General features: G+C 67.9%; 23 protein-coding genes. 7 read left to right on the top strand and 16 right to left on the bottom strand.

The window, feature by feature from the left end:
* Positions 1 to 105 precede the first annotated feature (105 nt).
* On the bottom strand, positions 106 to 540 hold the full coding sequence (gene arr, locus NC595_RS17775; RefSeq protein ID WP_253568680.1) for an NAD(+)--rifampin ADP-ribosyltransferase: 435 nt from the start codon (positions 538 to 540) through the stop codon (positions 106 to 108).
* 350 nt (positions 541 to 890) lie between these two features.
* Here arr and NC595_RS17770 point away from each other — a divergent pair, with 350 nt between their 5' ends.
* On the top strand, positions 891 to 2,405 hold the full coding sequence (locus NC595_RS17770; protein WP_253568678.1) for an IS1182 family transposase: 1,515 nt from the start codon (positions 891 to 893) through the stop codon (positions 2,403 to 2,405).
* A 220-nt stretch (positions 2,406 to 2,625) separates the two neighbouring features.
* On the opposite strand, the gene NC595_RS17765 is transcribed toward NC595_RS17770, so the two are convergent.
* The 6 genes from NC595_RS17765 to nfi all read right to left on the bottom strand — a co-directional run bounded on the left by NC595_RS17765 (position 2,626) and on the right by nfi (position 8,119).
* The gene (locus NC595_RS17765) at positions 2,626 to 2,967 is read right to left on the bottom strand and encodes a hypothetical protein (RefSeq protein ID WP_253568677.1); all 342 of its coding nucleotides are present in this window, start codon (positions 2,965 to 2,967) and stop codon (positions 2,626 to 2,628) included.
* Between the two features lie 71 nt (positions 2,968 to 3,038).
* Complete coding sequence (locus NC595_RS17760) at positions 3,039 to 3,359, bottom strand: hypothetical protein (RefSeq protein WP_253568676.1); 321 nt, start codon at positions 3,357 to 3,359, stop codon at positions 3,039 to 3,041.
* Positions 3,360 to 3,413: 54 nt separating this feature from the next.
* On the bottom strand, positions 3,414 to 3,830 hold the full coding sequence (locus NC595_RS20585) for a DMP19 family protein (RefSeq protein ID WP_425493169.1): 417 nt from the start codon (positions 3,828 to 3,830) through the stop codon (positions 3,414 to 3,416).
* A gap of 55 nt (positions 3,831 to 3,885) precedes the next feature.
* On the bottom strand, positions 3,886 to 4,176 hold the full coding sequence (locus tag NC595_RS17755) for a hypothetical protein (protein ID WP_253568674.1): 291 nt from the start codon (positions 4,174 to 4,176) through the stop codon (positions 3,886 to 3,888).
* 680 nt (positions 4,177 to 4,856) lie between these two features.
* On the bottom strand, positions 4,857 to 6,701 hold the full coding sequence (locus tag NC595_RS17750) for an ABC transporter ATP-binding protein (protein ID WP_253568673.1): 1,845 nt from the start codon (positions 6,699 to 6,701) through the stop codon (positions 4,857 to 4,859).
* A gap of 728 nt (positions 6,702 to 7,429) precedes the next feature.
* Positions 7,430 to 8,119 (bottom strand): deoxyribonuclease V, encoded by a 690-nt coding sequence (gene nfi / locus NC595_RS17745; RefSeq protein ID WP_253568672.1) that lies wholly within the window; start codon positions 8,117 to 8,119, stop codon positions 7,430 to 7,432.
* A gap of 88 nt (positions 8,120 to 8,207) precedes the next feature.
* Here nfi and NC595_RS17740 point away from each other — a divergent pair, with 88 nt between their 5' ends.
* Positions 8,208 to 10,631, top strand: a complete 2,424-nt coding sequence (locus NC595_RS17740; RefSeq protein ID WP_253568671.1) for a DUF3772 domain-containing protein — start codon at positions 8,208 to 8,210, stop codon at positions 10,629 to 10,631.
* Between the two features lie 9 nt (positions 10,632 to 10,640).
* Here NC595_RS17740 and NC595_RS17735 read toward each other — a convergent pair whose 3' ends face one another.
* The 5 genes from NC595_RS17735 to NC595_RS17715 all read right to left on the bottom strand — a co-directional run bounded on the left by NC595_RS17735 (position 10,641) and on the right by NC595_RS17715 (position 17,595).
* The gene (locus NC595_RS17735; RefSeq protein ID WP_253568669.1) at positions 10,641 to 11,495 is read right to left on the bottom strand and encodes a universal stress protein; all 855 of its coding nucleotides are present in this window, start codon (positions 11,493 to 11,495) and stop codon (positions 10,641 to 10,643) included.
* 9 nt (positions 11,496 to 11,504) lie between these two features.
* Positions 11,505 to 12,986 (bottom strand): SulP family inorganic anion transporter, encoded by a 1,482-nt coding sequence (locus NC595_RS17730; protein ID WP_253568667.1) that lies wholly within the window; start codon positions 12,984 to 12,986, stop codon positions 11,505 to 11,507.
* 339 nt (positions 12,987 to 13,325) lie between these two features.
* Positions 13,326 to 14,027, bottom strand: a complete 702-nt coding sequence (locus NC595_RS17725; protein ID WP_253568666.1) for a c-type cytochrome — start codon at positions 14,025 to 14,027, stop codon at positions 13,326 to 13,328.
* 204 nt (positions 14,028 to 14,231) lie between these two features.
* Entirely contained in the window at positions 14,232 to 15,854 is a 1,623-nt protein-coding gene (locus NC595_RS17720) for an alpha/beta hydrolase (protein WP_253568664.1), read from the bottom strand.
* Positions 15,855 to 15,909: 55 nt separating this feature from the next.
* A complete protein-coding gene (locus tag NC595_RS17715) occupies positions 15,910 to 17,595 on the bottom strand; it encodes a serine hydrolase (RefSeq protein WP_253568662.1) in 1,686 nt (561 codons plus the stop codon).
* 127 nt (positions 17,596 to 17,722) lie between these two features.
* Between NC595_RS17715 and NC595_RS17710 the strand changes: the two genes are divergently transcribed.
* Positions 17,723 to 18,571 carry a DUF72 domain-containing protein gene (locus tag NC595_RS17710; protein ID WP_253568660.1) on the top strand — a complete coding sequence of 283 codons (849 nt, stop codon included), beginning with the start codon at positions 17,723 to 17,725 and terminating at the stop codon, positions 18,569 to 18,571.
* Here the strand turns inward: NC595_RS17710 and NC595_RS17705 are convergent.
* Positions 18,568 to 19,638: a sensor domain-containing diguanylate cyclase gene (locus NC595_RS17705; protein ID WP_253568658.1), complete on the bottom strand. Its 1,071-nt coding sequence runs from the start codon at positions 19,636 to 19,638 to the stop codon at positions 18,568 to 18,570. The genes NC595_RS17710 and NC595_RS17705 overlap by 4 nt on opposite strands.
* A 52-nt stretch (positions 19,639 to 19,690) precedes the next feature.
* Complete coding sequence (locus NC595_RS17700; protein ID WP_253568656.1) at positions 19,691 to 20,518, bottom strand: glucose 1-dehydrogenase; 828 nt, start codon at positions 20,516 to 20,518, stop codon at positions 19,691 to 19,693.
* 120 nt (positions 20,519 to 20,638) lie between these two features.
* Here NC595_RS17700 and NC595_RS17695 point away from each other — a divergent pair, with 120 nt between their 5' ends.
* Genes NC595_RS17695 through NC595_RS17685 form a run of 3 tightly spaced genes read left to right on the top strand, consistent with a single transcriptional unit; the run spans position 20,639 to position 21,702 of the window.
* Complete coding sequence (locus NC595_RS17695; protein WP_253568654.1) at positions 20,639 to 21,046, top strand: guanyl-specific ribonuclease; 408 nt, start codon at positions 20,639 to 20,641, stop codon at positions 21,044 to 21,046.
* A complete protein-coding gene (locus tag NC595_RS17690; RefSeq protein WP_253568653.1) occupies positions 21,043 to 21,465 on the top strand; it encodes a barstar family protein in 423 nt (140 codons plus the stop codon). Before NC595_RS17695 ends, NC595_RS17690 begins: the two co-directional genes overlap by 4 nt.
* A 6-nt stretch (positions 21,466 to 21,471) precedes the next feature.
* The gene (locus tag NC595_RS17685; RefSeq protein WP_253568652.1) at positions 21,472 to 21,702 is read left to right on the top strand and encodes an RNA-binding S4 domain-containing protein; all 231 of its coding nucleotides are present in this window, start codon (positions 21,472 to 21,474) and stop codon (positions 21,700 to 21,702) included.
* 10 nt (positions 21,703 to 21,712) lie between these two features.
* Here the strand turns inward: NC595_RS17685 and NC595_RS17680 are convergent, their stop codons facing one another.
* Complete coding sequence (locus tag NC595_RS17680) at positions 21,713 to 22,528, bottom strand: arylamine N-acetyltransferase family protein (RefSeq protein WP_253568651.1); 816 nt, start codon at positions 22,526 to 22,528, stop codon at positions 21,713 to 21,715.
* Positions 22,529 to 22,706: 178 nt separating this feature from the next.
* On the opposite strand from NC595_RS17680, the gene msrA reads away from it, so the two are divergent.
* Positions 22,707 to 23,417, top strand: a complete 711-nt coding sequence (msrA, locus tag NC595_RS17675; RefSeq protein ID WP_253568650.1) for a peptide-methionine (S)-S-oxide reductase MsrA — start codon at positions 22,707 to 22,709, stop codon at positions 23,415 to 23,417.
* Between the two features lie 44 nt (positions 23,418 to 23,461).
* On the opposite strand, the gene NC595_RS17670 is transcribed toward msrA, so the two are convergent.
* Positions 23,462 to 26,200, bottom strand: a complete 2,739-nt coding sequence (locus NC595_RS17670) for a putative bifunctional diguanylate cyclase/phosphodiesterase (RefSeq protein ID WP_253568649.1) — start codon at positions 26,198 to 26,200, stop codon at positions 23,462 to 23,464.
* Positions 26,201 to 26,268 lie beyond the last annotated feature (68 nt).

The raw sequence follows: 26,268 nt of genomic DNA, 5'->3' as shown, positions 1-26,268 counted from the left end.
CGGTCGTGCACCTGCAGAACACCTGCGGCCCCCTTCGCGCTTCGACCCGACCGCCGTGAATCGAAACTCTAGGCGACCCCACCACTGACGAGGGCTCCGCCCTCCTCAGTTGATAATTTCCCCCATGCCCTCCTCGACGCGACGCCGAAGCTCGGCAATGAACTCCTCGTCATAGGGCTCCCAGCTGTCCAGCTCGCCCATGACCTTCAGCGGCAGCGCGCTCCGATACGACCGTGTCGGATTGCCGCGGAACTTCTTGTTGGTGACGTTCGGGTCATCCTCGAACGCGCCGGTGGGTGCCACCACATAGACCCGCGGTCGACCCGCGCCACGCGCCATCTCAGCAGCCAGCCCCGCACCCTTCGCCATGGCGGTGAAGTAGACGTGGTTCATCACCACCCGCTCGTCGTAGTTAGAGGTGAACCCCGCCGTCAGCAGATCGCCAACGGAAAGGTCCGCCCGCGTCCCGTGATAGAACGGCCCGGCCACGTGCTCGCAGTTCGCGTGGGAAACCGCGATCCACTCGTCGTCATGCATCATCCGCCCCGCCTCATGCTTCCTGCCCCATCGGCAGGGCGGCGATGCTAGGTCAGGGCGCGCGCCTTGCCGCAAGCCCGGATGGCGGATATAAATTGATGGTGGGAGGCGCAGTGCGCCTCCTTTTTTTGCGCGGAGGCGACGTGTGGCCGCGGGTGCGCACTATCGCGAGTGTCGTCCTCGCAGCTTGGGCGAATCCGTCAGGGCTCGCCCCGCCCCTGATCGCTACGCGGACATTGAGCACCGCAGAAAGCCGACTCTGCCCCTGACTTGATGATGTGGCCCTAACGAGGTTGTAGAAAAACCTCCGCCGATGTTGCTTCAATACCCTGACGCTAACAAGGGGAATCGGGATGGCGCGCTACCGGCAGATCGACATGAGCCCGCGGCTGTTGCCGGTGGACCTGCAGGCGCAGCTGGTGCCGGGATCGTTCGCCCACGCGCTGCACCATCTGGTCGATCAGCTGGATCTGTCCGCGTTCGATGCGTACTACCGCAACGACGACAGCGGCGCGCCGGCGCATGCACCGGCCATGCTGCTCAAGGCGGTGCTGCTGGCGTATTCGCAGGGCATGGTGAGCTCGCGTTCGATCGAACGGGCTTGTCGCGACAACGTGCTGTTCATCGCCTTGACCGGTGACGCCAAGCCGCACTTCACCACGATTGCCGACTTCGTCAGTCGCTCGCGCGAGGCGATCGCCGCGATGTTTGCCCAGGTGCTGACCCTGCTCGATGCTGAGGGGCTGATCGGCCGCGAGATGTTCGCCATCGACGGCGTCAAGCTGCCCTCGAACGCCTCCAAGCATCGCTCCGGCACGCGCGCGGAGTTCCTTGCGCAAGCGCAGAAGATGGAGCGCGCGGCAACGACCATGCTTGAACGCCACCAGGCCAACGATGCCGGCATGGCCGAAGACGTGCTTGATGCCAAGGCCACCGCCCGCATCCAGCGACTCACCCGCGAGGCGGCGAAGATCCGCCAGTGGCTGGCCGAACATCCCGACGATCGGCCCGGATCGCGTGGCAAGATCCGCAAGTCCAACCGCACCGACAACGACTCGGCCAAGCTGGCCACCGACAAGGGCGTCATCCAGGGATACTGCGGCGTGGCGGTGGTCGATGCCAAGCACCAGATCATCGTCGAGGCCTCGGCCCACGGCAGCGGCGCGGAGCAGGAACTGCTGCTGCCGGTGCTGGACGCCTGCGCCGACCAGTGCACCGCCACCACCTTGATCACCGCCGATGCCGGCTATCACAGCGAAGCCAACCTGGCGGCGCTGGCCGAGAAGCACATCGACGCGCTGATCGCCGATAACGCCATGCGCCAGCGCGACGAGCGCTTCGCCGGGCAGGACAGGCACCGGACCAAGCCCGATCCGTTGCACGACAAGTCACGCACACCGAAGAAGCCACGCCTGTTTGGCCGCGACGACTTCATCATCGCACCGGACCAGTCACACGCCATTTGCCCGGCGGGGCAACGCCTGTATCGCAACGGCAAGGACTGCACCATCGGCGGCTATGCCGCAATCAAGTTCCGCGGGTCACCCTCGACCTGTCAGGACTGCCCCCTACGTGCGCAGTGCCTGCGTAAGCCGGCCACCACACCCTCGCGCCAAGTCGCCGTGCTCACCCGCAAAGCCGAGGCGACCCACAGCCAACGCATGCGCGAGCGCATCGACAGTGCGCTGGGTCGTGAGCAGTACAGCCGGCGCTTCGCTACCGTCGAACCGGTTTTCGGCAACCTGCGCGCCAACAAGCGGCTCAACCGCTTCACCCTGCGCGGCCAGGCGAAGGTCGATGGTCAATGGAAGCTGTTCGCGCTGATCTACAACATCGAGAAGTGGGCGAACTACCGCCAGGCGGCGTGAGGCGGAATCAGGCGAGAGATCGCAACCTGTCACGGGCGCCAGCGGCGTCGACCCGTCTGGGCCATCCCATAAAGCCGAGCCATCAGGAATGGTCTCATCGCATGACGACATGCCACGTCCACGAACTGGGCTGTCTACCCATCCGCGAAAAGGGCTTTTTCTACAGCCTCAACGCTGGAGTTAAGCGGCGCGCGGCAGCGCGTCCGCCTTGAACGAGTTGTTAGGCCTCACCGCGGTACTCCGCAGCATCGGCCTGCATGGCATGGATGAACTGATCTTGGTGGCCGTAAGTGAACCAAGATGGGTACTTACCGGGAAACGCGCCTGGGCTTGAGCCTGTTGCCCAGACTAGATGCACGTTGACGTACGTCCCGTCTCTTAGAACAGCTACTACGTCATCGTTGTCGATGCGACGACCAATAACTCTAGCCTCAGTGCCATATAGAGGGTGCTGAGCGGATAGCTCGCGCTCAAGCTGATTCTGAACATGCGGGATCTCGGCGGCGAACTGGATCGCCCGCCAAGGTTGTTCCCACTCGATGTCTTCGCCAGTGGTGTCCATACGGCCTAACGCTGGAATTGAGCGGCGGCGAAGCCGTCCGCCTCGAATGAGTGGTTAGAGACTACCGTAACCTACAACACCAAGCTCAAGACAACGGCGATTGAAGGCAACACTACGGCGAGCACTGCCACAGTAGAGCGCACCTTTGCCGTTGTGAAACTGTGGCCCGAGAGCCAGACCGAGCCAAGAAGGCAAAGGATCCCCACGGTAAGGAAGGCAAACGAACGTAGCTGGTAAGCCTCATACATCGCTTGCGTAATCATCGGCGCGGGATCGCCGATCTGATGAGGCGCGGGATCGCCGATCTGATTAGGCATGGCACCGTAGTAAGACAAAGGCCATCCAATGATGACTAAGGCCAATGCCCAGTTTGCCGCCTTTAAAGGGTTCATGCGCTCTAACGCTCGAATTGAGCGGCGGCGCAGCCGTCCGCCTCGAATGGTTTGTTAGATATCATATCCGTTGCGTCTCAGATATGCCGACAATAAAGTCGAGATCTCGTCAGGATATGCGTAAAAGGCCCTGTCTAGCCCATCAAAAGCTGAGAACCGGTCGGTTAATGCTGATAGTTGCCCTTGACGAGAAAACCTATCCCGAGAAGGGCCGTCCGGACCCAGAAGGGAGTTTGCTCTATGAACTATATCGGCCATGTTGCTAGCGCCGATAAGCATGAGGGCGGTCGGCGCAAAGTGGGCAAGATCGCCGGAACTATTGAAGTAGTACTGGTCGAACCCACCGTTGTTTACGTCGCCTTCTAGACACCAAATGGTCGCAAGCACACGCTCAGGTTCACTCAATGCCAAGAAGTTTGATCGGTTGAGACTTCTAAGCGCTGCATCGAAGTATTGTTGAAGTGTGTTCATTGGTGTCTAACGCTTGAGTTAAGCGGCGGCGAAGCCGTCCGACTTGAACGAGTTGTTAGGCCACTTGCCAGTCGATGGCCAGTGGCTCACTGGCCTTGGCTTGGTTAATGTCGAAGCATCCGTTTAGGTCGCTGTAGCAGAGGAAGCGGTTGCCACCCGTGAGATGAAAAAGCCGCTCACCCTCTGCGGCATATTGTGCCGGCGGTATGACGCGTTCCACCTGCGCGACTGAAAGACCTGCAACTTTCATGAGCTTGGCCGCATCGTTGGCAGAAATGAGCTGCGGGTCCGATGGCGTCCCGTACGACCAGGCCGCGTAACCGTTGTGTACGAAGAACTGAGACATTCTTGCGGCCTAACGCTGGAGTTAAGCGGCGCGCGTCAGCGCGTCCGCCTTGAACGAACTGTTAGGCATGATTGCTAACGACCGAGTTGATGGTGCTACCTAACCTAGGCTCGCTCAAAGAGGCGCTCCTTGGCTTGCTGTGAACAAAAGATGTTGCTGCCGATCGGCACGTCATCTTGTGTTGCCCTATGCAGAACGATGGTAAGACGCCAACCTTTCCGTTTCACCTCTGGATTCCGAACATTCAAATGAATGGGGCTTGCGACAGCTCGGAACCTTGCATCTGCCCTCCCGGGGGCTCTCACCACTGCGAAGAACGTGAATTCCTTCCATCCTTGACCTAGCGGCAACGGAAAATCGGGGACTAACACGAGACTCGTGTCGTTGACGGCAAAGCGGTCCTCTACCTCTAAGAGCGGAACAAGATCGTCGGAAGTCATTCCTAGGCCTAACGCTTAGTAGACCCCACATCGGGGCATATGCACGGATAGTCTGCCGCGGCGACTGCATCGTCAAGCGCTGACTTCCCCTTTGCGCATCAAACACCTGCGGCATGGCGCAAAGCGAAATCCGGTGGTTCGCGGGAAGTGCATATCGCACTTTTCACCGCGATATCCGTTATGCCTCCGAATCCGGCGAAATAAACCGTATGGTCTCTCAGAGCGCCCCCGGCGAGAGCCTCACCCCACCGCATCCTCTACCGCCACGAAGCCCCCGGTCTGTCGCGCCCAAAGCCGCGCGTACAAACCCTCGTGCGCGAGCAGCTCGGCATGCGTGCCGGTCTCGACGATGCGGCCCTTGTCCATCACCACCAGCCGGTCCATACGGGCGATGGTGGACAGGCGATGCGCGATGGCGATCACCGTCTTGTCCTGCATGAGCAGGTCGAGGCTGTCCTGGATGGCGGCTTCGGCTTCCGAATCCAGCGCGCTGGTGGCTTCGTCCAGCACCAGGATCGGCGCGTCCTTGAGCAGCACGCGGGCGATGGCGATGCGCTGGCGCTGGCCGCCGGAGAGCTTCACGCCGCGCTCGCCGACGTGGGCGTCGTAGCCGGTGCGACCCTGGCCGTCGAGCAGGGTCGGGATGAACTCGTCGGCGCGCGCCTTGCGCACGGCCTCGGCGATCTGCGCCTCGCTGGCGTCCGGGCGGCCGTAGAGCAGGTTGTCGCGGATCGAGCGGTGCAGCAGCGAGGTGTCCTGGGTGACCACGCCGATCTGCGAGCGCAGGCTTTCCTGCGTGACCTGCGCGATGTCCTGCCCGTCGATAAGAATGCGGCCCTGCTCCAGGTCGTACAGGCGCAGCAGCACGTTGACCAGCGTGGACTTGCCCGCGCCAGACGGGCCGACCAGGCCGATCTTCTCGCCCGGTCGCACGGTGAGATCCAGCCCCGCAATCACCCCGCCCTGCTTGCCGTAGTGGAAGTGGATGCGCTCGAAACGCACGCCGCCCTCGCGCACCACCAGCGGCACCGCGTCCGGCGCATCCTGCACGGCGCGTGGCTGGGCGATGGTGGTGAGGCCGTCCTGCACCGTGCCGATGTTCTCGAAGATGCCGTTGACCACCCACATGATCCAGCCGGACATGTTGTTGATGCGTATCACCAGGCCGGTGGCCAGCGCGATGGCGCCCACGGTCACCCGGCCCTGGCTCCACAACCACACCGCCAGGCCGGAGGTGCCGACGATCAGCAGGCCGTTGAGCGAGGTGATCGTGATGTCCATCGCCGTGGTCATGCGCGTCATGCGGCGGGTCTTGCCGATCTGCTCGCCCAGCGCATCGGCCACGTAGTCCTCTTCGCGGCGGGTGTGCGAGAACAGCTTGAGCGTGAGCACGTTGCTGTAGCCGTCGACAATGCGCCCCATCAACTTGGAGCGTGCCTCGGACGATTCCCACGAGCGCTGCTTGGTACGCGGGATGAAATACGCCAGCGTCGCCACGTAGGCAGCGATCCACACCACCAGCGGCGCGGCCAGCCAGGCGTCGGCCTCCGCGAACAGGAAGATCGCGCTGCCGGTGTAGACCACCACGTACCAGATCGCATCGACGATCTGCACCGCCGACTCACGCAGGCTGGCGCCGGTCTGCATGATGCGGTTGGCGATGCGCCCGGCGAAGTCGTTCTGGAAGAAGCCCAGGCTCTGGCGGATCACGTAGCGATGGTTTTGCCAGCGGATGCGCCCGGTCAGCCCCGGCACGATCGCCTGGTTCACCAGCAGGTCGTGCAGCGCCGACAGCACCGGCCGCAGCACCAGCGCCACGAACCCCATCCACAGCAGCGTGTGGCCGTGCACGTGGAAGAACTGGGCCGCGGGCGTGGCGTTGGCCATGTCCACGATGCGCCCGATGTAGCCGAACAGCGCCACTTCCACCAGCGCAAAGCCCAGGCCCACCAGCAGGGTGATGACGAAGATCGGCCAGACCTGGCGCAGGTAGAACGCGTAGAAGCGCCCCACCGTGGCCGGCGGCATGGCGTCGACCGGTTCCTTGAACGGGTCGATGAGGTTTTCGAACCAGCGGAAGAGCATGGGGGTGTCCGGGGAGCGCGGCGCCAGAGGCGTGAGCATGTGGGCGCGAGAGCAGGAGGACAAGCGGCGCGGGGTGGGCCAGGCGCCCGCACGCGTCGTCGTGACGTGGGTGGGGCGCTCACCGTATACGAATGCGCTCGCGACGCTTGCGTGCTGCCGGCGTGATTCGCGGCGTGGAAAAATCGCGGCGTCGTGTCCGCGAGCGCGTGGCCGCCATGGGACTGCTGGAGAAGGTCAAAATGGATTCCCGCATTCGCGGGAATGACGGCGGTTGAGGGGAAGAGGCAGTCCGTTGTCCTACGTGGCTGACGAACGCACGACAACCAGGACCCCGGCCCCAGCGCCCTGCCGTCATGCCAGCGGAAGCGGGCATCCACGTTGCTTCATGCAGCAAGCCGGGATGGATTCCCGCGTTCGCGGGAATGACGGCGGTTGAGGGAATGAGGCAGAGCGTGGTCGTGCGCGATTGAGGGCTGCACGGCGGCGAAGAGCTTGGCCGCGCCGCCAAGCCCTGGTGCCACAGTGCCATCATGCCCCGACAGTGCCGTCATGCCCGCGAAAGCGGGCATCCACGTTGCTTCATGCATCACACCGGGATGGATCCCCGCTTCCGCGGGAGTGACGGCGCCAAGGGCGTGAAGTGCCATCCGCTCGCGCCACGTCGCAAGGCAGCCTACGCGCGCGTCGATGTCATCGCCGGAGGACTCGCCTGTTCCTGGCCGTTCCGGTCAGGTCCGCCGATCCCGCCGCGACGCCAGCCGGTCGGCCAGCCGCGTGGGCTCGGGCAGCTTGTAGCCGCGGCCGTAGGCGAGCACGCGCTCCACCGCGGTGGCGTGGCTCAAGCGGTGGCCGGGGGAGACGATCAGTGGCTGGATGCCGTCCTTGCTGCGCAGCACGGTGCCGATCATGCGACCGCGGTGCATCAGCGGCGTGCGATCGCCGCGCTTCAAACCCACGGCGTCATGGTTGCCGACCAGGATCTTCTTCGCCACGCCGATGGTGGGCAGGTCGGTGACCACACCCAGGTGCGCGGCAATGCCCAGCCCCCGCGGATGCGCCACGCCGTGGCCGTCAACGAGGATCAGCTCCGGCACTTCGGGCAACTGCGCCAGCGCCTGCAGCACGGCCGGCAGCTCGCGGAACGAGAGCAGCCCGGGGATGTACGGCATACGCGTGGGCAGGCGCGCCACCACCTCGGCCAGCGGCTGCATGGTGGCGGCATCGAGCAGCACGGCAGCGGCGCGGGTGACGGCGCCGTCCTCCTCGAAGCCAACGTCGACGCCGGCCACGCGTCGCAGGGGCGCAAACGCGTCCTGCAGGCAGACACGCGCGGCCAGCTCCTGCTGCAGCCGGCGTGCGCGGGGCACGTCGCCGTCCCAGGCAAGCAGGTCCGGGGCGATGTCGAACGGTGAGCGCATACGCCCAGCCTGAACGCCCGCCGCCGAAGATGCCAGCCCGGCGCGCCCGTCCATTGACCGCCCGGAGGGCGGCTCCGATCATTTCCGGATGTCCCGACGCCTGCGCCTGCTGCTTACCCTCCTGCTGCTGTGCGCGAGCACGACGGCCCTCGCCCGCCAGGCGGCGCCCCCGGCCGCGCCGCCCTCGCCCGACCAGGTGCTGGCGCAGATACGCGACCAGCTCGACGGCGTCAAGAAAGCGCTGGACGACAAGCCGGACGCCGCCGCCCTCGCCGACCTGCGCAGCCAGGCGCTGGCGGTGGAGGACCAGGCCAGCCAACTGGCTGGCAACCTCGCACCCCAGGTGCAGGCGGCCCAGGCACAGCTGGCGGTGCTCGGCCCGGCGCCGGACAAGAGCAGCAGCGAAGCGCCGGAAGTCCGCGAGCAGCGGCGCAAGCTGGAAAAGGCCCAGGCCGACGTCGATGCGCAGATGAAACAGGCGCAGCTGATGGGCCAGGAGGCCGACCAGCTCGCCACGCAGCTGTCCGACCTGCGCCGCAACGAGTTCCAGGCGCGACTGGCCGAGCGCACCGCGACGCCTTTCAGTCGCGCGTTCTGGTCCGATCCGCTGCGCAGCCTTCCGGCCGACCTGCGCCGGCTGCGCAGCCTGGGCCACGATCTGCGCGCGGCGGTCGCCGCGGCCTGGCAGCCGCCCAACCGCAGCCCGTTCCTGGCCTGCCTGGTCGCCGCGGCGCTGCTGCTGGGCGTGGGCCGCTGGCTGCTCGAACGGGGGCTGCTGCGCTTTACCCAGAACCGGATGCCCGCCGGCCACCTGCGCCGCAGCGCGCTGGCGCTGGCCATCGCCACGCTGACCTCGCTCAATACCGGTCTCGCCGCCGAACTGGTGTTCCAGTCGCTGGACTGGAACGGGCTGCTCGACGACGACCTGCGCGCTCTCGGCCTGCAGATGGTGCGGCTGGTGCTGCTGAGCGCGTACATCGCCGGGCTCGGCCGCGCGCTGCTCTCGGCGACCCGGCCGAGCTGGCGGATGCCGGCGCTGTCCGACGCCGAGGCCGATGCGCTGCGGCCGCTGCCGTGGCGGCTGGCCGCGGCGATCGCGGTGCTCGGCACGATGGAGCTGGTCAACCATGCGATCAGCGCCAGCCTGCCGGCGACGGTGGCGACGCGCGGACTGATCACCCTGGTGGTCGCCGGCTTGCTCTTTTCGCTGCTCGTGCGGCAATCGCGCGCACGCCGCGCCGAGCAGGCCCAGGGCGACACGCCGCCGGGCCGGCCGCTCTGGGTCGGCATCGGCCTGGGCGTGCTGCTGCTGGCGGCGATGCTGGGCGTGCTGGGCGTGGCCACCGGTTATATCGCGCTGGCGTTTTTCATCGCGGTCAACACGATCTGGATCGGCGTGGTGGTGACCTCGCTGTACCTGTTCACGCACGTGCTCAACGACCTGTGGGAAGTGCTGCTGTCGCCGCGCGGCGCCTACGGTCAGCGCCTGCAGCGGGCGTTCGAGGTGACCCCGGAGCGGCTCGAGCAGGCGCGCGCGGTGCTCGCCGGCCTGACCCGCGCGCTGGCGGTGCTGCTGGCGATCGGCGCGGTGGTGTCGCGGCTGGGTGCCAGCCCCGAGGATCTCTCCGCCAGCGTCGGGACCCTGCTCGTCGGACTGGACTTCGGTGTGCTGAAGCTCACCCCGGTCGACGTGCTGAAGGCACTGCTGGTGCTGGTGACTGGCCTGTTCGTGGTGCGGGTGATCAAGCGCTGGCTGGACCGCGAGCTGCTGCCGAATACCCGGCTGGATCCGGGCATGCGCAGCTCGATGGTCACCCTGCTCGGCTACGTCGGCGGCGTGCTGGTGGTGGTGATGGCGCTGGCCACGCTGAAGGTCAGCCTGCAGAACATCGCCTGGATCGCCAGCGCGCTGTCGGTAGGCATCGGCTTCGGTCTACAGGCGATCGTCTCCAACTTCATCTCCGGACTGATCCTGCTCGCCGAGCGGCCGGTGAAGGTGGGCGACTGGATCAGCCTGAACGGGGTGGAAGGCGACATCCGCCGCATCAACGTGCGCGCCACCGAGATCCAGCTGTGGGACCGCTCCACCGTGATCGTGCCGAACTCGCAGCTGATCACCCAGAACGTGCGCAACGTGACCCTGGCCGATGCGATCGGACGGGTGAAGTTCCAGCTGCCGATGCCGCTGGATACCGACGCGGCGCGGGCGCGCGAGCTGATCCTGGCGGTGCTGCGCGCGCATCCGGCCACGTTGGAGGATCCCGCCCCCTTCGTGCAGCTGGACAACGTGGACGCCACCCACATCAACCTCAGCGCGTACGCGTACACCCGCAGCCCGCGCGAATCCTCCGGCGTGAAGAGCGACCTGCTGTTCGCCGTGCTGGCCCGGCTGCGCGAAGAAAACCTCCGCCTGATCCGCCCGCAGGACATGGTGGTGCACACCGCGCACGCGCCTCGTCCCGATCCGGGCGACGGGCCAGCCGAGCCACCCGGCCCGCTCGGCGCCCCCTAGGCAGCGGCCTCAGCGCACTACCAGCGCCGGCACCAGGCAGCGGCGGATCAGCGCGGTGGTGGTGCTGCCCAGCAGCAGCTCGCGGATGCGCGAGTGGCCGTAGGCGCCGAGCACCAGCAGGTCGATGCCGTGGCGCTCGACGTAGCCGCCGATCACCTCCTCGGCGTTGCCGGGAATGATCTCGGTGCGGTGGGTGATCTCGAGTGCATCCAGCAGCGTATGCGCCCAGTCCATGTGCACCATGGCGGCACGGTCCTCGCTGGCCGCCATCACCACGTGGCACTCCAGGTCTTCGAACAGCGGGCTGCGGGCGACCAGGTCCACCGCCTTGCGCGAGCTCGGGCTACCGTCGAAGGCGAGCAACACTTTGCCGACCGGCCGGAACGCGCGCGAGGCTACCAGCACCGGCCGCGACGCGGCGCGCAGCACGCGCTCCAGCGTGCCGCCCAGGTGCAGCCGGGCGAAATCGGCTGCTTCGCCACGCTTGCCCAGCACCAGCAGGTCGTGGGCGGTCTGTTCGTCCTCGAGCAGGTCGACCAGGTTGCCGTGGCGAAGGCTGTCGCGCACCTCGGCGACGCCGTGCCGTTGCAGCTCCGCCTTGGCCGCGTCCAGCAGCTGGTGGCCGCGCGCCATGGCGAGTCGGCCGCGCTGTTCGTCCAGGCCGGCCAGTTCGTTCAGCAGCGTCTGGTCGGTGTCCATGCCGATGCTGCCGCTGAGATCCGCCGTCGCCGGGCGCTCCGGGTGGCGGTCGATGGCGTGCAGCAGCTCAACATCCGCGCGCAGCCGCTGGGCAGCCCAGGCCGCGTGGTCCGCCACGCTGCGGGTATAGGTCGAGTCGTCGATACAGACCAGCAGATGGTTCATGTGCAGCTCCTAATGTCCCGTCAACGCGTCGACGGCTTCCGGCTTGTCGTGGACGGCGAGGCGGTCGACCAGCGTGGCGCTGGCTTCGTTCATGCCATGGACGTCGACCGTGGTGCCCTCGCGGCGGAACTTCAGCACCACCTTGTCCAGCGCCCCCACGGCGGTGAGATCCCAGAAATGCGCGCGACTGACGTCGATGCGCACCACGTCCAGCGCCTCGCGGAAATCGAATGAGTCGACGAACGCCTCGGCCGAGGCGAAGAACACCTGTCCGGTGACGCGGTACTCGCGCATGCGGCCGTCGGCGTTCAGCGCCGAGCCGACATGCATCACCTGGCCCACCTTGCGCGCGAAGAAGAGCGCGCTGAGCAGCACGCCGACCAGTACGCCGATGGCCAGGTTGTGCGTCGCCACCACCACGATCACGGTGGCGATCATCACCACGCTGGACGATTTCGGGTGCTCGCGCAGGTGGCGGAACGAACTCCATTTGAAGGTGCCGATGGAGACCATGATCATCACCGCGACCAGCGCGGCCATCGGGATGCGGCTGACCCAGTCGCGCCCGAACACCACCATCGCCAGCAGCAGCACGCCGGCACTGAAGGTGGACAGCCGCCCGCGGCCGCCGGATTTCACGTTGATCACGGTCTGGCCGATCATGCCGCAGCCGGCCATGCCGCCGAACAGGCCGGCCACGATGTTGCCCAGGCCCTGTCCCACGCACTCGCGGTTGCGGTCGCCACTGGTGTCGGTGAACTCGTCCACGATCGCCGCCGTCATCAGCGACTCGAGCAGGCCGACCACCGTCATCGGAATCGCATACGGCAGCACGATCGCCAGCGTGTGCAGGTTCAGCGGCACGTCCGGCCACAGGAACTGCGGCAGGCTCGCCGGCAGCGCGCCCATGTCGCCGACCGTGCGCACGTGGGTGCCGGTCAGCAGGGTGAACGCGGTGATCAGTACGATCGCCACCAGCGGCGACGGCACGGCCTTGGTGATGCGCGGGAAACCGTAGATGATCGCCAGCCCCACCGCGACCAGCGCGTAGACCATCCACGGCGCGCCGATCAGCTGCGGCAACTGGGCCATGAAGATCAGGATCGCCAGCGCGTTGACGAAGCCGGTCACCACCGAGCGCGAGACGAAGCGCATCAGCGTGCCGAGCTTGAACAGGCCCACCACCACCTGCAGCACGCCGGTGACGATGGTGGTGAGGAACAGGTACTGCAGCCCATGGTCCTTGACCAGGGTGACCATCAGCAGTGCCATCGCGCCGGTCGCCGCGGAAATCATCGCCGGCCGGCCACCGGTGATCGCCACCGTCATGGCGATGCAGGAAGCGGCATAGAGGCCGACCTTCGGATCGACGCCAGCGATGATGGAAAAAGCGATCGCCTCAGGAATCAGGGCCAGCGCGACGACGGTGCCGGCCAGCACGTCGTTGCGCACGTTGGAGAGCCAGTCCTGGCGGAATGTCCGGAGAGTCATGGGGAAAAGGCATCCGGGGTCAGAAGCGCCCTGCCCACTGCATGCATTCGCGGGGAAGGGCGCACAGGAATTTCCGGCCGCCGCTGGGCGACCGATCGTTTGCTGGGGTTGGGGGTTGCTGCGCTACGGTGGCGTAGGCGCGCACCCGCCAACAACGGCGGGCGGAGGAAGAACGGGCAAAGACATCCGACAAGGATACATCAAGCCCGCGGATGCCGGCCGCGAATTTCCGATGGAGCGCTCCGGCGGGCTCCCCCATGCGGCGCGGGGGGCGGGCCGACTCGGTCGGCCAGTCTCCGCCGGAAGCGCTGGGCAGAATCGGCCACGGGGCCAGCTCCGCTACGGATGCGCCGCGATGTAGGCGGTAACCGCGCGCATCTGCCGCGCCGACATCGATGCCGCGACGGCACTCATCGGCCCGGCCGCGGGCGTTCCGTGGGCGAAACTCCGCAGGCGCTGCTGCACATAGGCGGCCCGTTGGCCGAGCAGCCGCGGACCGTTGCGGCCGGACATGCGCATCATCGGCATGCCACCTGCGCCTCGCATGCCGGGCATTCCCCGCATGCCTCCGGCAAACCAGCCCTGGCTCGCATCGTGGCACCCCGCGCAGGCTGGCACGCGCCCGTCCGTCGATCCCTGCAGAAACAACGTGCGGCCCTCGGCCTCCAGCCCGGCATCGCCCGCCTGCCCGCCACGTCGCGCCTGCCCCGCAAGAAAGGCCGATGCATCGCGCATGTCACGCTCCGACATCGCCGAGGCAATGGCCTCCATCACGGGGGAGGCGCGCACACCATGCTTGAAGGCCAGCAGTTGCCGGTACAGATAGACGAAGTCCTGGCCTGCCAGTCGCGGGACCGTGGCCTGCCCACCGTTGCCGTCCGGTCCGTGACAGGCAGCGCAACGCGCCTCGACCAGCGCTCCCCCGTGCTCCGGGTCGCCGGCCACCGCGGCAGGAGTCGCCTCGCCCCGTGTTCCCGGCAACAGCGCGGATACGCCCAAGGCAACAGCGAATGCCTTGGCGAACGGTGTCAGGTTGCGCATGGGGTCGCCCTCCACCTGCAGGATAGGTGCGCGAAAACCCATGCATCATTGCCTCGCGATGGCGCGGAGGGTTTGATATCGGTCAACCGGGCCGCGGAGGAAACACCGGCGACTCACGCAGGCTGCAGCGATGCGCACATCGGAACCGATCCGCGCATCGCCGCGAACCGCCGCATCATGACGAGGCGGCGGCCAGTGTGCCGATCATTGCGCCGGCGGCTTCAGCGTCGAATGCGGGCGCGCGATGGCGTACATCTGCCAGGTGATCTCCTTCATCAGGCCCTGGCGATCGTCGCCGATGCGATAGAGGTCGAAGTGGGTACGGTCCGGGATGAAGTGGAACGAGGACTTCGCCCCCAGCCCGTCGAGCACCGCCTTGAGCTTGTGCGCGGCGCCGTCGAGGTAGAACGTGTCGGCAGTGCCCACGTAGAGATGGATCTTGCCGTCGAGGTCCTTCCTCAACTGCGGCCAGTGCGTCTTCAGGCGGTAGGCGATGTCGTAGTGGTCGTGCCAGTACGCGACCACCGCCGGATCGACGTCACCGGTGTCGCGGTCGAACATCGGCATCGGCCGGCCGTCCTTGCCGCGCGGCGAGAACACCCAGTCGAACGAGGCCATCTGCCCGCCGTAGGGACCGAGCACGCGTTCCATCTGGGCGAACTGCTGGAAGGTCGCAATCACCTTGCCGTGGTCACGTACCAGCGGATACGGCGTGCCGTCCGGTCGATGGTAGACGTTGGCATGCGGCGCGTAGAGGTCCGGGCCGGTGAAGTCGTGGAAGTCGCTCGGATCGGGCGAGGTCGACCAGGTGCCGCCGAACACCTTCGGGTAGCGCGTCTGCAGCCACAGCGTGGCCCAGCCGCCGGAGGAGTGCCCGTTGAGGAAGCGACCGCTGGCCTTGCCGTCCATGCGGTACTGCTTTTCCAGCGACGGGATCAGCTCGGTGGTGAGCGCCCGCCCCCACGGGCCGTTGTTCACCGAGTCGGCGAACTCGTGCGTGCCGGTGGGCGAGGACTCGTCCAGCAGCACCCAGATCATCGGCGGCATGGTCTTCTCGGCCATCTGGCCGTAGGCCATCGCGCCAGTCGCCGCTTCGCTGCGATAGCCGCCGCCGAAGCCGTGCGTGTGATACAGCACCGGGTAGGTGATCTTGCCCGAGGCGTCGTAGCCGGGCGGCAGCAGCACCCAGCCCTTCATGTGGATCGGCCGGCCCCAGAACGCGCTCAGTACCGGGCTGACGAAGTCGATCGGCTTCAGGTGCGCCTTCGCCTCGGCCAGATGCTTCTCGGTGACCGGGCTCAACGCGCCCCTGGGAAAATCCCACGGATCGCGCGCCGGCAGCACCTTGTCCAGCACCAGCCGCGGCGTGCCGCCGGGCAGGTGCGCCTCGACCACGCCACTCACCACGTCGCCGGCATCGCGACCGGAATAGTTGTAGTCGTGGTGCGTGTCCAGCACCGCCTGCAGCAGGTAGTCGCCCGGCGGCAGCTGCGAGAAGGCCTTGGGGAAGGCCACCGCGTCGGCGTCCAGGGTGAGCCCCTGGCCCGGCACGAGTCGGGTCACCTCGCGCGCGGCGATGGCGGTCTGGGTGGGCTGGAACGGGTTGGTGTCGACTTCGTCGACCGTGCCGTCCTTGGCATGCGCACGGGCGGCGGCGGCGTCCACCGCGAACAGCAGCAGCCGGCCGGATTGCGGCTGGGTCACGGACGCACCCAGGTCGACGCGAAAAAGCGCCGGGGCCGTCGGGGCGCTATCGCGCGCCGGGACCGAGGCAGCGACCGCCAGGGCGCACAGGCCGGCGGCGAGGAACGATGCATAGCGACGCATGCGGTATCTCCCCTTGTCGGTGGACGGCGTCGCCGCGGGCGACGACGCCGGTCGGTCAGTCTTCGGACGCCTTGTCCGCCTTGTCCGCCTTCAACGGCTTCAGGCGCAGATCCTGGAAGTCGAAGCTGAAGTCGGTCAGCGGCGAGATCGGCTGCATGCGCAGTTCGGTGATCCTGCCGTCGGCATCGAGCGAGTAGGTGGCGAAGGCGTCGGCGTTGAGCGTGCGGTCGTCCCACTTCACCACGAAGGTGCTGTGCTGCCACGGCGTCATGGTGCCGATCAGCTGCTTGGTGTGGGCGAAGCGCATGCGCAGCCTGCCGCCCTCGTTGCTGACGATGACGTCGCCGTACCACGGATCCTGGAAGGTGCCGGCGTACCTGGCCTGCGGCAGGTCCAGCGTCGGGTGCTTCGCGCGCGCGGCCAAGTGCTTGGCCCAGCTGTCGTCCGCGTGCGCTTCGCCTTTCTTCACCAGCTTGTCGTAGACGGCAACCCAGTCGGTCTTCCGACCCGGGTGCAGGTAGGCGTCGAGTACGCGGTAGGTGACCGCGTTGAAGGCCGCACCGGACTGCGCATTGGTCAGCACCACCACGCCCAGGTGCTGGTCCGGCACCAGGGTCAGGCGCGAGACGAAGCCCGGCCAGCCGCCGGTGTGCCAGGCCAGCCGGTGGCCGCGGTAGTCGGACAGGAACCAGCCCTCGCCGTAGCCGTAGAAGTTCGGCACCACCGGCTTGAACTCCGGCAGCGGCGGCTTGCCCACCTCGATCGGGGTAAGCATGGTCCACATCTGCCGCTGGCTGTCCTCGGAGAAGATCCGCTGCGGCTTGCCGTCGGCACCGGTCTGCGGCAGTGCGCCGCCGGCCAGCTGCACGTTCATCCACTTGGCCAGGTCGTGCACGCTGGCATAGATGCCGCCGGCGCCCGGGTCGTTGAGCCAGGCCATCGGCGGCACCGGCTTCAAGTCCTTGAAGTTCTCCGGCGCGTAGCCGGTGGCGACGTCCGCACCGGGCTTGAGGTGGGTCCAGTCGATGACCGACTCGTCCATGCCGACCGGCTGGAGGATATGTTGGCGGATGTAGTCGGCGTACTTCTCGCCCGATGCCTGCTCGATCACCAGCGTGGCGACCGCGAACAGGATGTTGTCGTAGGCGTAGCCGCTGCGGAAACCGTTCTTGATCGGCACGCTCTTCAGGCGCTCGACCACGTCCTTCGTGGTGTACGAGGTCGGCGGCCAGTAGAGGAGATCACCCGCGCCCAGCGAGAGGCCGCTGCGGTGCGCCAGCAGGTCGCGGATGCGCATCTCGTGGGTCACGTACGGATCGGACATGCGGAACCACGGCAGGTGGTCGATCACCCGGTCGTCCATCTTCAGTTTGCCGGCCTCGTCCAGCTGCTGCAGCGCGGCGGCGGTGAACGCCTTGGTGTTGGAGGCGATCGCGAACAGCGTGTGCGCGTCCACCGGCTGCTTCGGGTCCAGCGACTTGTCGCCGAAGCCCTGCTCCATCACCACCTTGCCGTCCTTGACGATGGCCACGGCGATGCCCGGCACGTCGAAGGTCTTGCGCGCGCGGTCGACGTAGGCGGCGAAGTCGGCCAGGTCCGGCGGCAGCGCCGGACGGGCGGTGTCGTCGACGCGAGCCGGTGGCGGCGTGGTGGCCTGCGGCGCGTCGGCCGCCATGACGCCCGAGGCGGCAACGAGCAGCGCGGCGCCGATGGCCACGCGCAGGGAGGGTCGGAAGGACATGCGGGTTCCCCATCGTGTGCAAAGCGTATCGCCCCACTATCGCGGCAAAGGCCTCCCCCCGCCTAGTCCGAAGGTCATGGGTGCGGGCCTGTGCCAAGATGCCGGCCCCGCCCGACGCCGCGCTGCCATGACCACCACCGACGACCTCTTCGGCGCACCCACGCCCCCGGCTGCCGCCGATCCGTCGATCCGCTGCGGCATCGGCGGCTGGGTGTTCCCTGCCTGGCGCAACAACTTCTACCCGGCCGGCCTGGTGCAGCGGCGCGAGCTGGAATACGCCAGCCGCCAGTTGCGCACTATCGAGATCAACAGCACCTACTACCGGGCGCCCGAGCCGACCACCTACGCCCACTGGGCGAAACAGGTGCCGGACGGCTTCGTGTTCTCACTGAAGGCGCCCAAGCTGATCGTGCTGCAGCGACGGCTGGCCGGTGCGGCACGGATGATCAAGCCCTTCGTCGACGACCTGGACGCGCTGGGTGATCGGCTGGGACCGATCGTGTGGCAATTCACCCCGGCCCGTGCCTTCGATGCGGACGACCTGGCGGCCTTCCTGGAGCGCCTTCCGCGCACGCTGAACGGCCGACCGCTGCGGCATGCGCTGGAAGTGCGCCATGTCAGTTTCCTCAGCCCGGCCTATGTCGAGCTGGCTCGCGCGCACGGCGTGGCGACGGTGTTCACCGACTCGCCGGACTATCCTTCACTGGCCGACCTCACCGGCGATTTCGCCTATGCCCGGCTGATGCGCAGCCGCGCTGACGAAGCGGACGGCTACCCACCCGGCGAACTCGATGCGTGGGCGGGGCACGCCGCGCAGTGGCGCCATGGCGGAGTCCCGTCACCGCTGCCGCATGTCGTCGGTCCGGGCCCCGGCACCGGTCGTCCGCGCGACGTATTCATCTACTTCATCAGCGCCGAGAAGGCGCGCAACCCGGCGGCCGCCATGGCCCTGCAGCGACGGGTGGACAGCCGCTAGTCGGCCACCATCACCCGGTCGCGCCCACCGCGTTTGGCGGCATACAGCGCCGCATCGGCGCGGGCATACAGCTCGGCGGTGGATTCGCCGACGCGCCAGGCGGCCACGCCGATGCTCACCGTCAACGGCTGGCTCAGCCGAGCCTCGCGCACCGCCCGGCATAGCGCCTCGGCCTCGCCCGTCGCGCGGGCGCGATCCATGCCCGGCAGCAGCACGACGAATTCCTCGCCGCCGTGCCGGGCGGGAATCGAGGCCGGCGTCACCAGCCGGCGCAGCAGCTGACCGAATTCGGCCAGCACCTGGTCGCCGACCGGATGACCATGCACGTCGTTGATCGCCTTGAAATGGTCGATGTCGATCAGCGCAAGCGACACCGGTTGCTGCTCCATCGCGGCACGGCTGAGCGCCTTTTCCAGCGCCACGGTGAAGGCGCGACGGCTGCTCAGGCCGGTGAGCGGATCCACCCCGAGCTGGGTCGACAGCTCCTCGTTATGCAGCTCAAGCAGACGCTGGTAATCCTGCATCTGCTGCTCGTACCACTCGCGCTCCTCCAGGTGCTGGCGCAGCTGGCGGTTGACCCGGCGCAGTTCCATCAGGGTCACCACCTGCCGCGACAGCCGCACCAGCGACTCGCGCTGGAACGGACTCAGCTCGCGCGGCTCGCGATCCATCACGCACAGCGTGCCGGCGACATGGCCGCTGGGGCTGACCAGCGGTGCGCCGGCGTAGAAGCGTATGTTCGGGCTGCCGAGCACGCGGGGGTTGTCGTGGAAGCGCGGATCATCCAGCGCGTCCTCGACCACCATCAGCTGCGACGGGTCGAGGATCGCGTGGCCGCAGAACGACACGTCGCGCGCGCCCTCGCGCGTATCCACGCCCAACGCGGCCTTGTACCACTCGCGCTCGGCATCGACCAGGCTGACCGAGCCCATCGGCGTGCCGCAGATGCCCGCGGCCACCGCCAGCAGGTCGTCATAGGCCTGCTCGGGCAAGGTGTCGAGGATTTGGTAGCGGTGCAGTTCGTCGAGGCGGGACGCCTCGGTGGCGGGACGTGCGGGCTTCTGCATGAGGGGTGTGACGCGAGGCGGTGACGTGGGGCCGCGCGTCCGCTGCGGTCGGCTACTGGTACTGCATTTTGCGAACCATACCCCCATCGGCGACGAAGTTCTCGCCCGTTATGAAACCAGACTGTGGCGAGAGCAGGAACGCCGCCAGCGCGCCGACGTCCTCCGGCGTGCCGACCCGGCCGGCGGGGTGCTGGGCATGGTCGGCACGGCTCAGCTTCGGCGTGCGGCGTGTGGTCGGCTTGCGCCAGGCGTCGGTGGCGATCCAGCCCGGGCTGATCGCATTGACCCGTACCGCCGGGCCGGCGCTGATCGCCAGCGCATGGGTGAAGGCCAGCAGGCCACCCTTGCTGGCCGCGTAGGCCTCCGTGTCGGGTTCGGACTGCAGCGCGCGGCTGGAGGCGACATTGACGATCGCACCGCCGCCCGGCGCCTGCCGCAGGACTGGCAGCGCGTGCTTGGCGCACAGGAAGGCGCCGTCCAGGTTCACCCCCAGGCGGCGACGCCACTCGCGCAGGTCGAGCCGTTCCAGCGGCCCGGTGTGCGGATCGGCGATGCCGGCGTTGTTGACCAGACCGTCGATCCGCCCGAAGCGGCGCAGCGCCACCGCAACGAAGCGCTGCACGCTGGCCTCGCGGCTTGCGTCCAGGCGCTGGAACGCCGCGGCATCGCCCGCCTGCCACTCCTCCAGGCAGGCCCGGCCGGCCTCGCCGTCGAGATCGCCGACCAGCACGCGTCCGCCCGCCGCCAGGACGGCCTGGGCGATGCCGCGGCCAATGCCCTGGGCGCCTCCGGTCACCAGCACCACGCGCCCGCGCAACGGTACGGGGTCAGCCGCCGCCGGACGAAGGAAGGAGGGTACGGCGCGGGGACGCGGCGGCATGGCGAAGACTCCTGAAGTGGGGCACCGACCATGCATCGTCCCGCGGCGTGGCTCAACGGCCGGTCAACGCCATCCGGCCACGGGCGCTACACTGCGCGCCCGTCCCGGACCCCGCCCGCCATGCGCAAACTGCTCGGCCTCGTGATCGTGCTGGTCGTCGCCCTGCTGATCTGGCGACAGCAGCCGCATGCCCCGCTGCCGGATCCGGCACCGCCCGCGCATCGTTCGTCCATGGCCGGGCCACACACCAGCGAGACCGGCCAGCTGCCGCCGGAAGCGCGCCGGACGCTGGCCCTGATCGCCCGAGGCGGCCCGTTCCCCCACGCGCAGGACGGCACCGTGTTCGGCAACTACGAAGGTCTGCTGCCGGCACAGCCACGCGGCTACTACCACGAGTACACGGTCGAGACGCCGGGCGCGCGCACCCGCGGTGCGCGGCGCATCATCACCGGCGGCAATCCGCCAGCGGTTTACTACTACACCGACGACCACTACCGCAGTTTCCGCCGCATCGAGGGACCGCGATGAGCCACGCGGAGGGCCACCTCGATCTCAGCCGGCCGCTGCTTTCCGGCATCTACGACGTGGACGCGCGTGACTACCCCGCGCTCGCCGCGCAGGCGCGCCGGCACGAACTGGCACTGCGCCGGATCGATCTCGCTGGCTGCACCGGCAAGGCCGCTCTGCTGGCGCGCATCGCCGAAACGCTGCAGTTGCCCGAGGACTTCGGCTTCAACTGGGACGCGCTGGCCGACTGCCTGCGCGACCCGGGCTGGCAGCCGGCCTGGGGCCACGTGCTGCTGTTCGAACACGTCGACCCGCTGCGCCGGGGTGCACCGCACGACCTCACGATCCTGCGCGGCGTGCTCGACGACGCGGCCACGTTTGCGTTGGAACACGACCGGCCCTTCTTTGCCTTCTTCCCCCTGCCCGCCACCGACGACTGACCCGCCATGGAACACATCGACTTCGCCCTGGAGCCGCCGCACGACTACGTGGAGCTGAACCAGTTGCTCAAGCTGGTTGGCCTATGCGACAGCGGCGGCGCGGGCAAGGCCATCGTCGCCGCCGGGGTGGTCACCGTGGACGGCACGCTGGAGCTGCGCAAGACCTGCAAGATCCACGCGGGACAGCGCGTGGTGGTGGACGGCGAGGTGGCGATCCTCGTCCACGCGGCGGACTGAGCCGCCGCGCTCAGCGCGGCAGCATCGCCAGCCGGCGGTCCAGTCCGGCATGCGCCGGCAGCACCAGCATGAAGTGGCGCTCCAGCACCCGGCGGATGTCGGTGGTGGTGGGCAGCGGGTAGTGCTCGCTCGGCCCGCCGCGATGGTGGATGGTGAACTCGTGGTTGCGCAGCGTCAGCCGCTGGTCGGCGATGGTGCGCGCCACGATCAGCTGGTGCGTGAACGGCGACTCGGGATGGGTCGACACGTAGTGGTTGGCCACGGCCAGGTCGATTTCCTCGCACGGCTGCTGGCGGAACCGGTACAGGCTGCGCCACTGACCCGCCACCTGCGCCTGCAGCAGCCATTCGTCGTCGCGCTCGAGCAGGCGGCAGGGCTCGTGCGGGGTGAGCTGCTCCAGGCCGCGGGACAGCCGCAGCGCGCTGGACAGGCTGAGGCCGCCGAAGCCGACGTCGACCAGCCATGGCTCCTCGTCGATGACCACGCGCAGCGCCATGTGGCTCAGCGGCGCAGCGGCGCCGTCCGGCCGGTTCCACAGCACCCGGGCCAACAGGCAATCCACGCGCAGGTCCAGCGAGCGCAGCACCTCGGCCAGCAGCCGGTTGTGCTCGAAGCAGTAGCCCCCGCGCCCGCGATGGACCAGCTTGTCCTCGATACCCAGCGGATCGAGGTCGATCGGCTTGCCCATCAGCGCATCGAGGTTCTCGAAGGCGATCGCCGCCACGTGTGCCCGCACGATGCCCTGGACGGTCGCCAGGTCCGCGCGCATCGGGTCGAGAAAGCCGATGCGGCGCGCGTAGGCACCGAGGTCGATGACCGGATGCATGCACGCGCCCACGACCTCAGCCTTCCCCTGCCGGCGATTGCCGCGGGGTAACCGCCGGGCGACCGGCGGCGAAGCGACGGGCGGACGCCTGGCGACGCATCCTTTCCCGCGACCACTGCGTAGAGGATGCTGTCGCGAACCGGCGGCCTTCCCCCCTGCCACTCCAGGAAGCCTCCCCATGCCCCGCAAATCCCGTCTCGTGCTGCTCTTCCGCGTCGGCACCGCCTTGCTGGCCCTGACCGTCGGCGCCTGCAGCGCCGCGCCCGCCAGCCAGGCCGTGGTGCCACCACCGAAACTCGACCCGGCGCCAGCCGCGGCCGGCGATCAGGTGGCCGTGCTGGCCGGCGGCTGCTTCTGGGGTCTGCAGGCGGTGTTCGAGCACGTGAAGGGCGTGCGCCAGGTGTGGGCCGGCTACGCCGGTGGCGCGGCGGACACCGCGCACTACTTCCGCGTCGCCGAGGGCGACACCGGCCACGCCGAATCGGTGAAGATCGTCTACGACCCGGCCCAGGTGAGCTTCGGCACCCTGCTGCAGGTGTTCTTCTCGGTGGCGCACGATCCGACCGAACTCAACCGGCAGGGGCCGGACCACGGCACCCAGTACCGTTCGGAGATCTTCACCACCACACCGCAACAGAGCGAAGTGGCGCAGGCCTATATCCGCCAGTTGGGTGCGGCGCATGCGTTCGACGCGCCGATCGTCACCCGGGTGGAGTCGCTGCCGGCGTTCTACGTGGCCGAGGGATACCACCAGGACTACTACCGCACGCATGCCGACGACCCGTACATCGTCTACAACGACGCGCCCAAGGTCGCCGCGCTGCGCCGGCTGATGCCGCAGCTCTACCAGACCGGGACCCGCTACGCCGACGTCGGCGGTGGGCACTGAACGACCCCCACCCTGGCACTGGGCGACGCGCGGGCGGTCCATGATCATCCCGCCCGCGGCGGCGGCACCAGGCGCAGGCGGGTCGGCGGCTGGTTGCCGCCGGACTTCAGCATGCGCATGAGGTCCGGCACTTCCAGCGGCCGGGCGTAGAGGTAGCCCTGCCCTTCCTCGCAACCGGCGCGCAGCAGGAACTCGTGCTGCTCCTCGTCCTCGATGCCTTCGGCAATGGCGTAGAGCCTGAGGCTGCGCGCCATCGCCAGGATCGCCTCGACGATGGCCACGTCGTCCGCGTTGCGCGGGATGCCGGTGATGAAGGTGCGGTCGATCTTCAGGCAGACCACCGCCGGCAGCTTGAGGTAGGCCAGCGAGGAGTAGCCGGTGCCGAAGTCGTCGATTGCCACGCCCACGCCCATGGTGTGCAGCGCGTACATGGTGCGGTGGGTGCCTTCGCCCAGGCGCAGGATCGCGCTCTCGGTGATCTCCAGCAGCAGGCGCTTCGGATCGACCTGGTAGTCGCGCAGCGCCCTCTGCAGCCCCTCGATGAAGGCCGGGTGGCCGAACCAGCTGGCCGAGACGTTCACCGCGATGCGGATCGGTGCGACCCGCTCGTGCTCCCACTGTTTGATCCAGGCACAGGCCGCGCGCAGCACCCACTCGTCGATGCGCCGAATCAGGCCGAGGCTCTCGGCCATCGGGATGAAGTTGTCCGGCATCACCAGTCCGCGCTTGGGGTGCTGCCAGCGCAGCAGCGCCTCGGCAGCCACCACGCGCCCGGTGCGCAGGTCCAGGCTGGGCTGGAACACCAGCCGGAACTCGTCGTTGGCCAGTGCCTGGCGCAACTCGGAAGCCAGCTGCAGGCGCTTGCGCGCGTCGGCCTGCATGATCGGGGAGTAGAAGCGGAACGCGTTGCGCTCCTCGCTCTTGGCCGCGTACATCGCCGCGTCGGCATTGGTGATCAGCGCCGACGGGGTTTCGCCGTCCAGCGGGTAGCTGGCAATGCCGATGCTGGCGCTGAGCACGATATCGTATTCGTCCACCGGGATCGGCGCGGCCAGCGCGGCCAGCAACCGGCTGGCGACGTGCGCCGCCTCGTCGCGGGTGTCCAGCCCGGTGACCAGGGCGGTGAATTCGTCGCCACCGATGCGCCCGGCCAGATCGTTCGGTCCCAGTTCGGCCAGGATGCGCTCGGCCACTCGCGCCAGCAGCCGGTCGCCGATGGCGTGGCTGTAGCTGTCGTTGACGATCTTGAAGGCATCCAGGTCGATGAACAGCACCGCCATGCAGCTGCGGCTGCGCGAGGCGAGTTCCAGCGCGTCGCCGCAGCGGCGCTCGAACTCGGTGCGATTGGCCAGCCCGGTCAGCAGGTCGTGGGTGGCCAGGTGCTCCAGCCGGCGCTGATCCGCCTTGGTGGTGGTGATGTTGGTGAATACCGCCACGTAGTGCAGCACCTGGCCCGAATCGTCGCGGATCGCGCTGATGCTGAGCAGTTCGGGATAGGTGCTGCCGTCGCGACGGCGGCTCTTCACTTCGCCGCGCCAGTTGCCGCCCAGCTCGATCGAGCGCCAGACACTGTCCGGCAACGGGCGGTCGTCGGCCAGGCATCGGGTTTCGTCGAAGCGCACGCCCTGCAGCGCCTGGGCGGTGAAGCCGGTGATCTCGACGTGGGCGGCATTGACCGTGACCACGCGGCGGTCGGCGTCGGCGATGATCACGCCCTCGGCGATGCTGCCCAGCGCCTTGGCGGCGATGCGCCGCTCGTGTTCCATCGCCACGCGATCGGACACGTCGCGGACGATCGCCTGGCTGACCTCGGTATCGCCCCAGCGCGCAAGGCTGCTGCGCGTCTCCACCGGCCGTACCTCGCCGCCCCTGCCGAGCAGCGAGGTCAGCGCGATGTCACCCTCGCGGCTGCCGACCGGCGGCAGGCCGTTGTCGAGGTCGAGGGGGTCGTGGGCGAACAGCGAGGTGAAGTCCCGCCCGACCAGTTCGCGCTCGTTGCAGCCGGTCCAGGCCGACGCGGTGCGGTTGGCGTCCAGCACCCGGCCGGAGCGCCGATCGACCATGACGATGGCGTCGCCGGCGCTGTCGAACAGCAGGCGATAGCGCTCCTCGCTGCCGCGGATGCTCTCGACGATCCGGCGGGCCATCCACAGCCACAGGCCGGCGGCAAGGCAGAACGCACCGATCACGCACCAGAAGAGCATCTGACCGGCCCAGATGGCGCCTTTGACCATCTCCACCGAGAACAGGTTGGTGCGCGGTTCCATGAAGGCGTTGAGAGTGTTGATGCGCTGGCGGATGCGGGCGATCTCGTCCGCCGTCGGCACCCCCTTCGCATAGAGCTGCTGGATCTGGACGGCGATCCGGCCGAGCTCGTCGATCGAGGCGTCGGTGGAGCGCCAGGCATCCAGCGATGCCCGCAGGTGCGGCGCCCCGGTGAAGTGGCGCAGCATGAAGATCATGCCGGGCTTGGAGGCCGGCATGATGTTGCCCTTGCGGAACACCTCGTCGATGTCCTGCTTGCGGTAGTGACCGGAGGCGATCGCATCGCGGCCCCAGCGGTCGCTCTGCAACAGGTCGTAATGGGTCTGGAAATGGGCCAGGTCGTCGGGAGACCCGCTCAACGCGTAGTTGCCCAGGTCGATCACGGCCTGTTTCTGCGCTTTGGACCAGATGCTCTCGCTGTTCAGGAAACCAGCGAGAGTCACCTGGATCTGCAGTACGCCCCAGGTCATCGCCATGATCAGCACGATGGCCAGGGCCAGCGCGTAGGCGAGCGGCATCAGTCGCCGTGTCAGCGACCGCTGTACGCTCAGACTGTTACCCGCAAACCGCATCGCCCGCCTTTACG

It is taken from the genome of Dyella lutea (genome assembly GCF_024158035.1).
Taxonomy (GTDB): domain Bacteria; phylum Pseudomonadota; class Gammaproteobacteria; order Xanthomonadales; family Rhodanobacteraceae; genus Dyella_A; species Dyella_A lutea.
The sequence above is the reverse complement of the archived record's forward strand: the minus strand, read 5'-3'. Positions and strand labels throughout refer to the sequence as shown.

Excerpts from the sequence above, each read along its gene's own strand:
- NC595_RS17765 (WP_253568677.1), bottom strand. The coding sequence starts at position 2,967 with ATGGACACCACTGGCGAAGACATCGAGTGGGAACAACCTTGGCGGGCG.
- NC595_RS17680 (WP_253568651.1), bottom strand. The coding sequence starts at position 22,528 with ATGCATCCGGTCATCGACCTCGGTGCCTACGCGCGCCGCATCGGCTTT.
- arr (WP_253568680.1), bottom strand. The coding sequence starts at position 540 with ATGATGCATGACGACGAGTGGATCGCGGTTTCCCACGCGAACTGCGAG.
- NC595_RS17710 (WP_253568660.1), top strand. The coding sequence starts at position 17,723 with ATGACCACCACCGACGACCTCTTCGGCGCACCCACGCCCCCGGCTGCC.
- NC595_RS17725 (WP_253568666.1), bottom strand. The coding sequence starts at position 14,027 with ATGCGCAACCTGACACCGTTCGCCAAGGCATTCGCTGTTGCCTTGGGC.
- NC595_RS17700 (WP_253568656.1), bottom strand. The coding sequence starts at position 20,518 with ATGCCGCCGCGTCCCCGCGCCGTACCCTCCTTCCTTCGTCCGGCGGCG.
- NC595_RS17730 (WP_253568667.1), bottom strand. The coding sequence starts at position 12,986 with ATGACTCTCCGGACATTCCGCCAGGACTGGCTCTCCAACGTGCGCAAC.
- NC595_RS17740 (WP_253568671.1), top strand. The coding sequence starts at position 8,208 with ATGTCCCGACGCCTGCGCCTGCTGCTTACCCTCCTGCTGCTGTGCGCG.
- NC595_RS17720 (WP_253568664.1), bottom strand. The coding sequence starts at position 15,854 with ATGCGTCGCTATGCATCGTTCCTCGCCGCCGGCCTGTGCGCCCTGGCG.
- msrA (WP_253568650.1), top strand. The coding sequence starts at position 22,707 with ATGCCCCGCAAATCCCGTCTCGTGCTGCTCTTCCGCGTCGGCACCGCC.
- NC595_RS17770 (WP_253568678.1), top strand. The coding sequence starts at position 891 with ATGGCGCGCTACCGGCAGATCGACATGAGCCCGCGGCTGTTGCCGGTG.
- nfi (WP_253568672.1), bottom strand. The coding sequence starts at position 8,119 with ATGCGCTCACCGTTCGACATCGCCCCGGACCTGCTTGCCTGGGACGGC.
- NC595_RS17735 (WP_253568669.1), bottom strand. The coding sequence starts at position 11,495 with ATGAACCATCTGCTGGTCTGTATCGACGACTCGACCTATACCCGCAGC.
- NC595_RS17760 (WP_253568676.1), bottom strand. The coding sequence starts at position 3,359 with ATGAACCCTTTAAAGGCGGCAAACTGGGCATTGGCCTTAGTCATCATT.
- NC595_RS17705 (WP_253568658.1), bottom strand. The coding sequence starts at position 19,638 with ATGCAGAAGCCCGCACGTCCCGCCACCGAGGCGTCCCGCCTCGACGAA.
- NC595_RS17695 (WP_253568654.1), top strand. The coding sequence starts at position 20,639 with ATGCGCAAACTGCTCGGCCTCGTGATCGTGCTGGTCGTCGCCCTGCTG.
- NC595_RS17750 (WP_253568673.1), bottom strand. The coding sequence starts at position 6,701 with ATGCTCTTCCGCTGGTTCGAAAACCTCATCGACCCGTTCAAGGAACCG.
- NC595_RS17715 (WP_253568662.1), bottom strand. The coding sequence starts at position 17,595 with ATGTCCTTCCGACCCTCCCTGCGCGTGGCCATCGGCGCCGCGCTGCTC.
- NC595_RS17685 (WP_253568652.1), top strand. The coding sequence starts at position 21,472 with ATGGAACACATCGACTTCGCCCTGGAGCCGCCGCACGACTACGTGGAG.
- NC595_RS17670 (WP_253568649.1), bottom strand. The coding sequence starts at position 26,200 with ATGCCGCTCGCCTACGCGCTGGCCCTGGCCATCGTGCTGATCATGGCG.
- NC595_RS17690 (WP_253568653.1), top strand. The coding sequence starts at position 21,043 with ATGAGCCACGCGGAGGGCCACCTCGATCTCAGCCGGCCGCTGCTTTCC.
- NC595_RS17755 (WP_253568674.1), bottom strand. The coding sequence starts at position 4,176 with ATGTCTCAGTTCTTCGTACACAACGGTTACGCGGCCTGGTCGTACGGG.
- NC595_RS20585 (WP_425493169.1), bottom strand. The coding sequence starts at position 3,830 with ATGAACACACTTCAACAATACTTCGATGCAGCGCTTAGAAGTCTCAAC.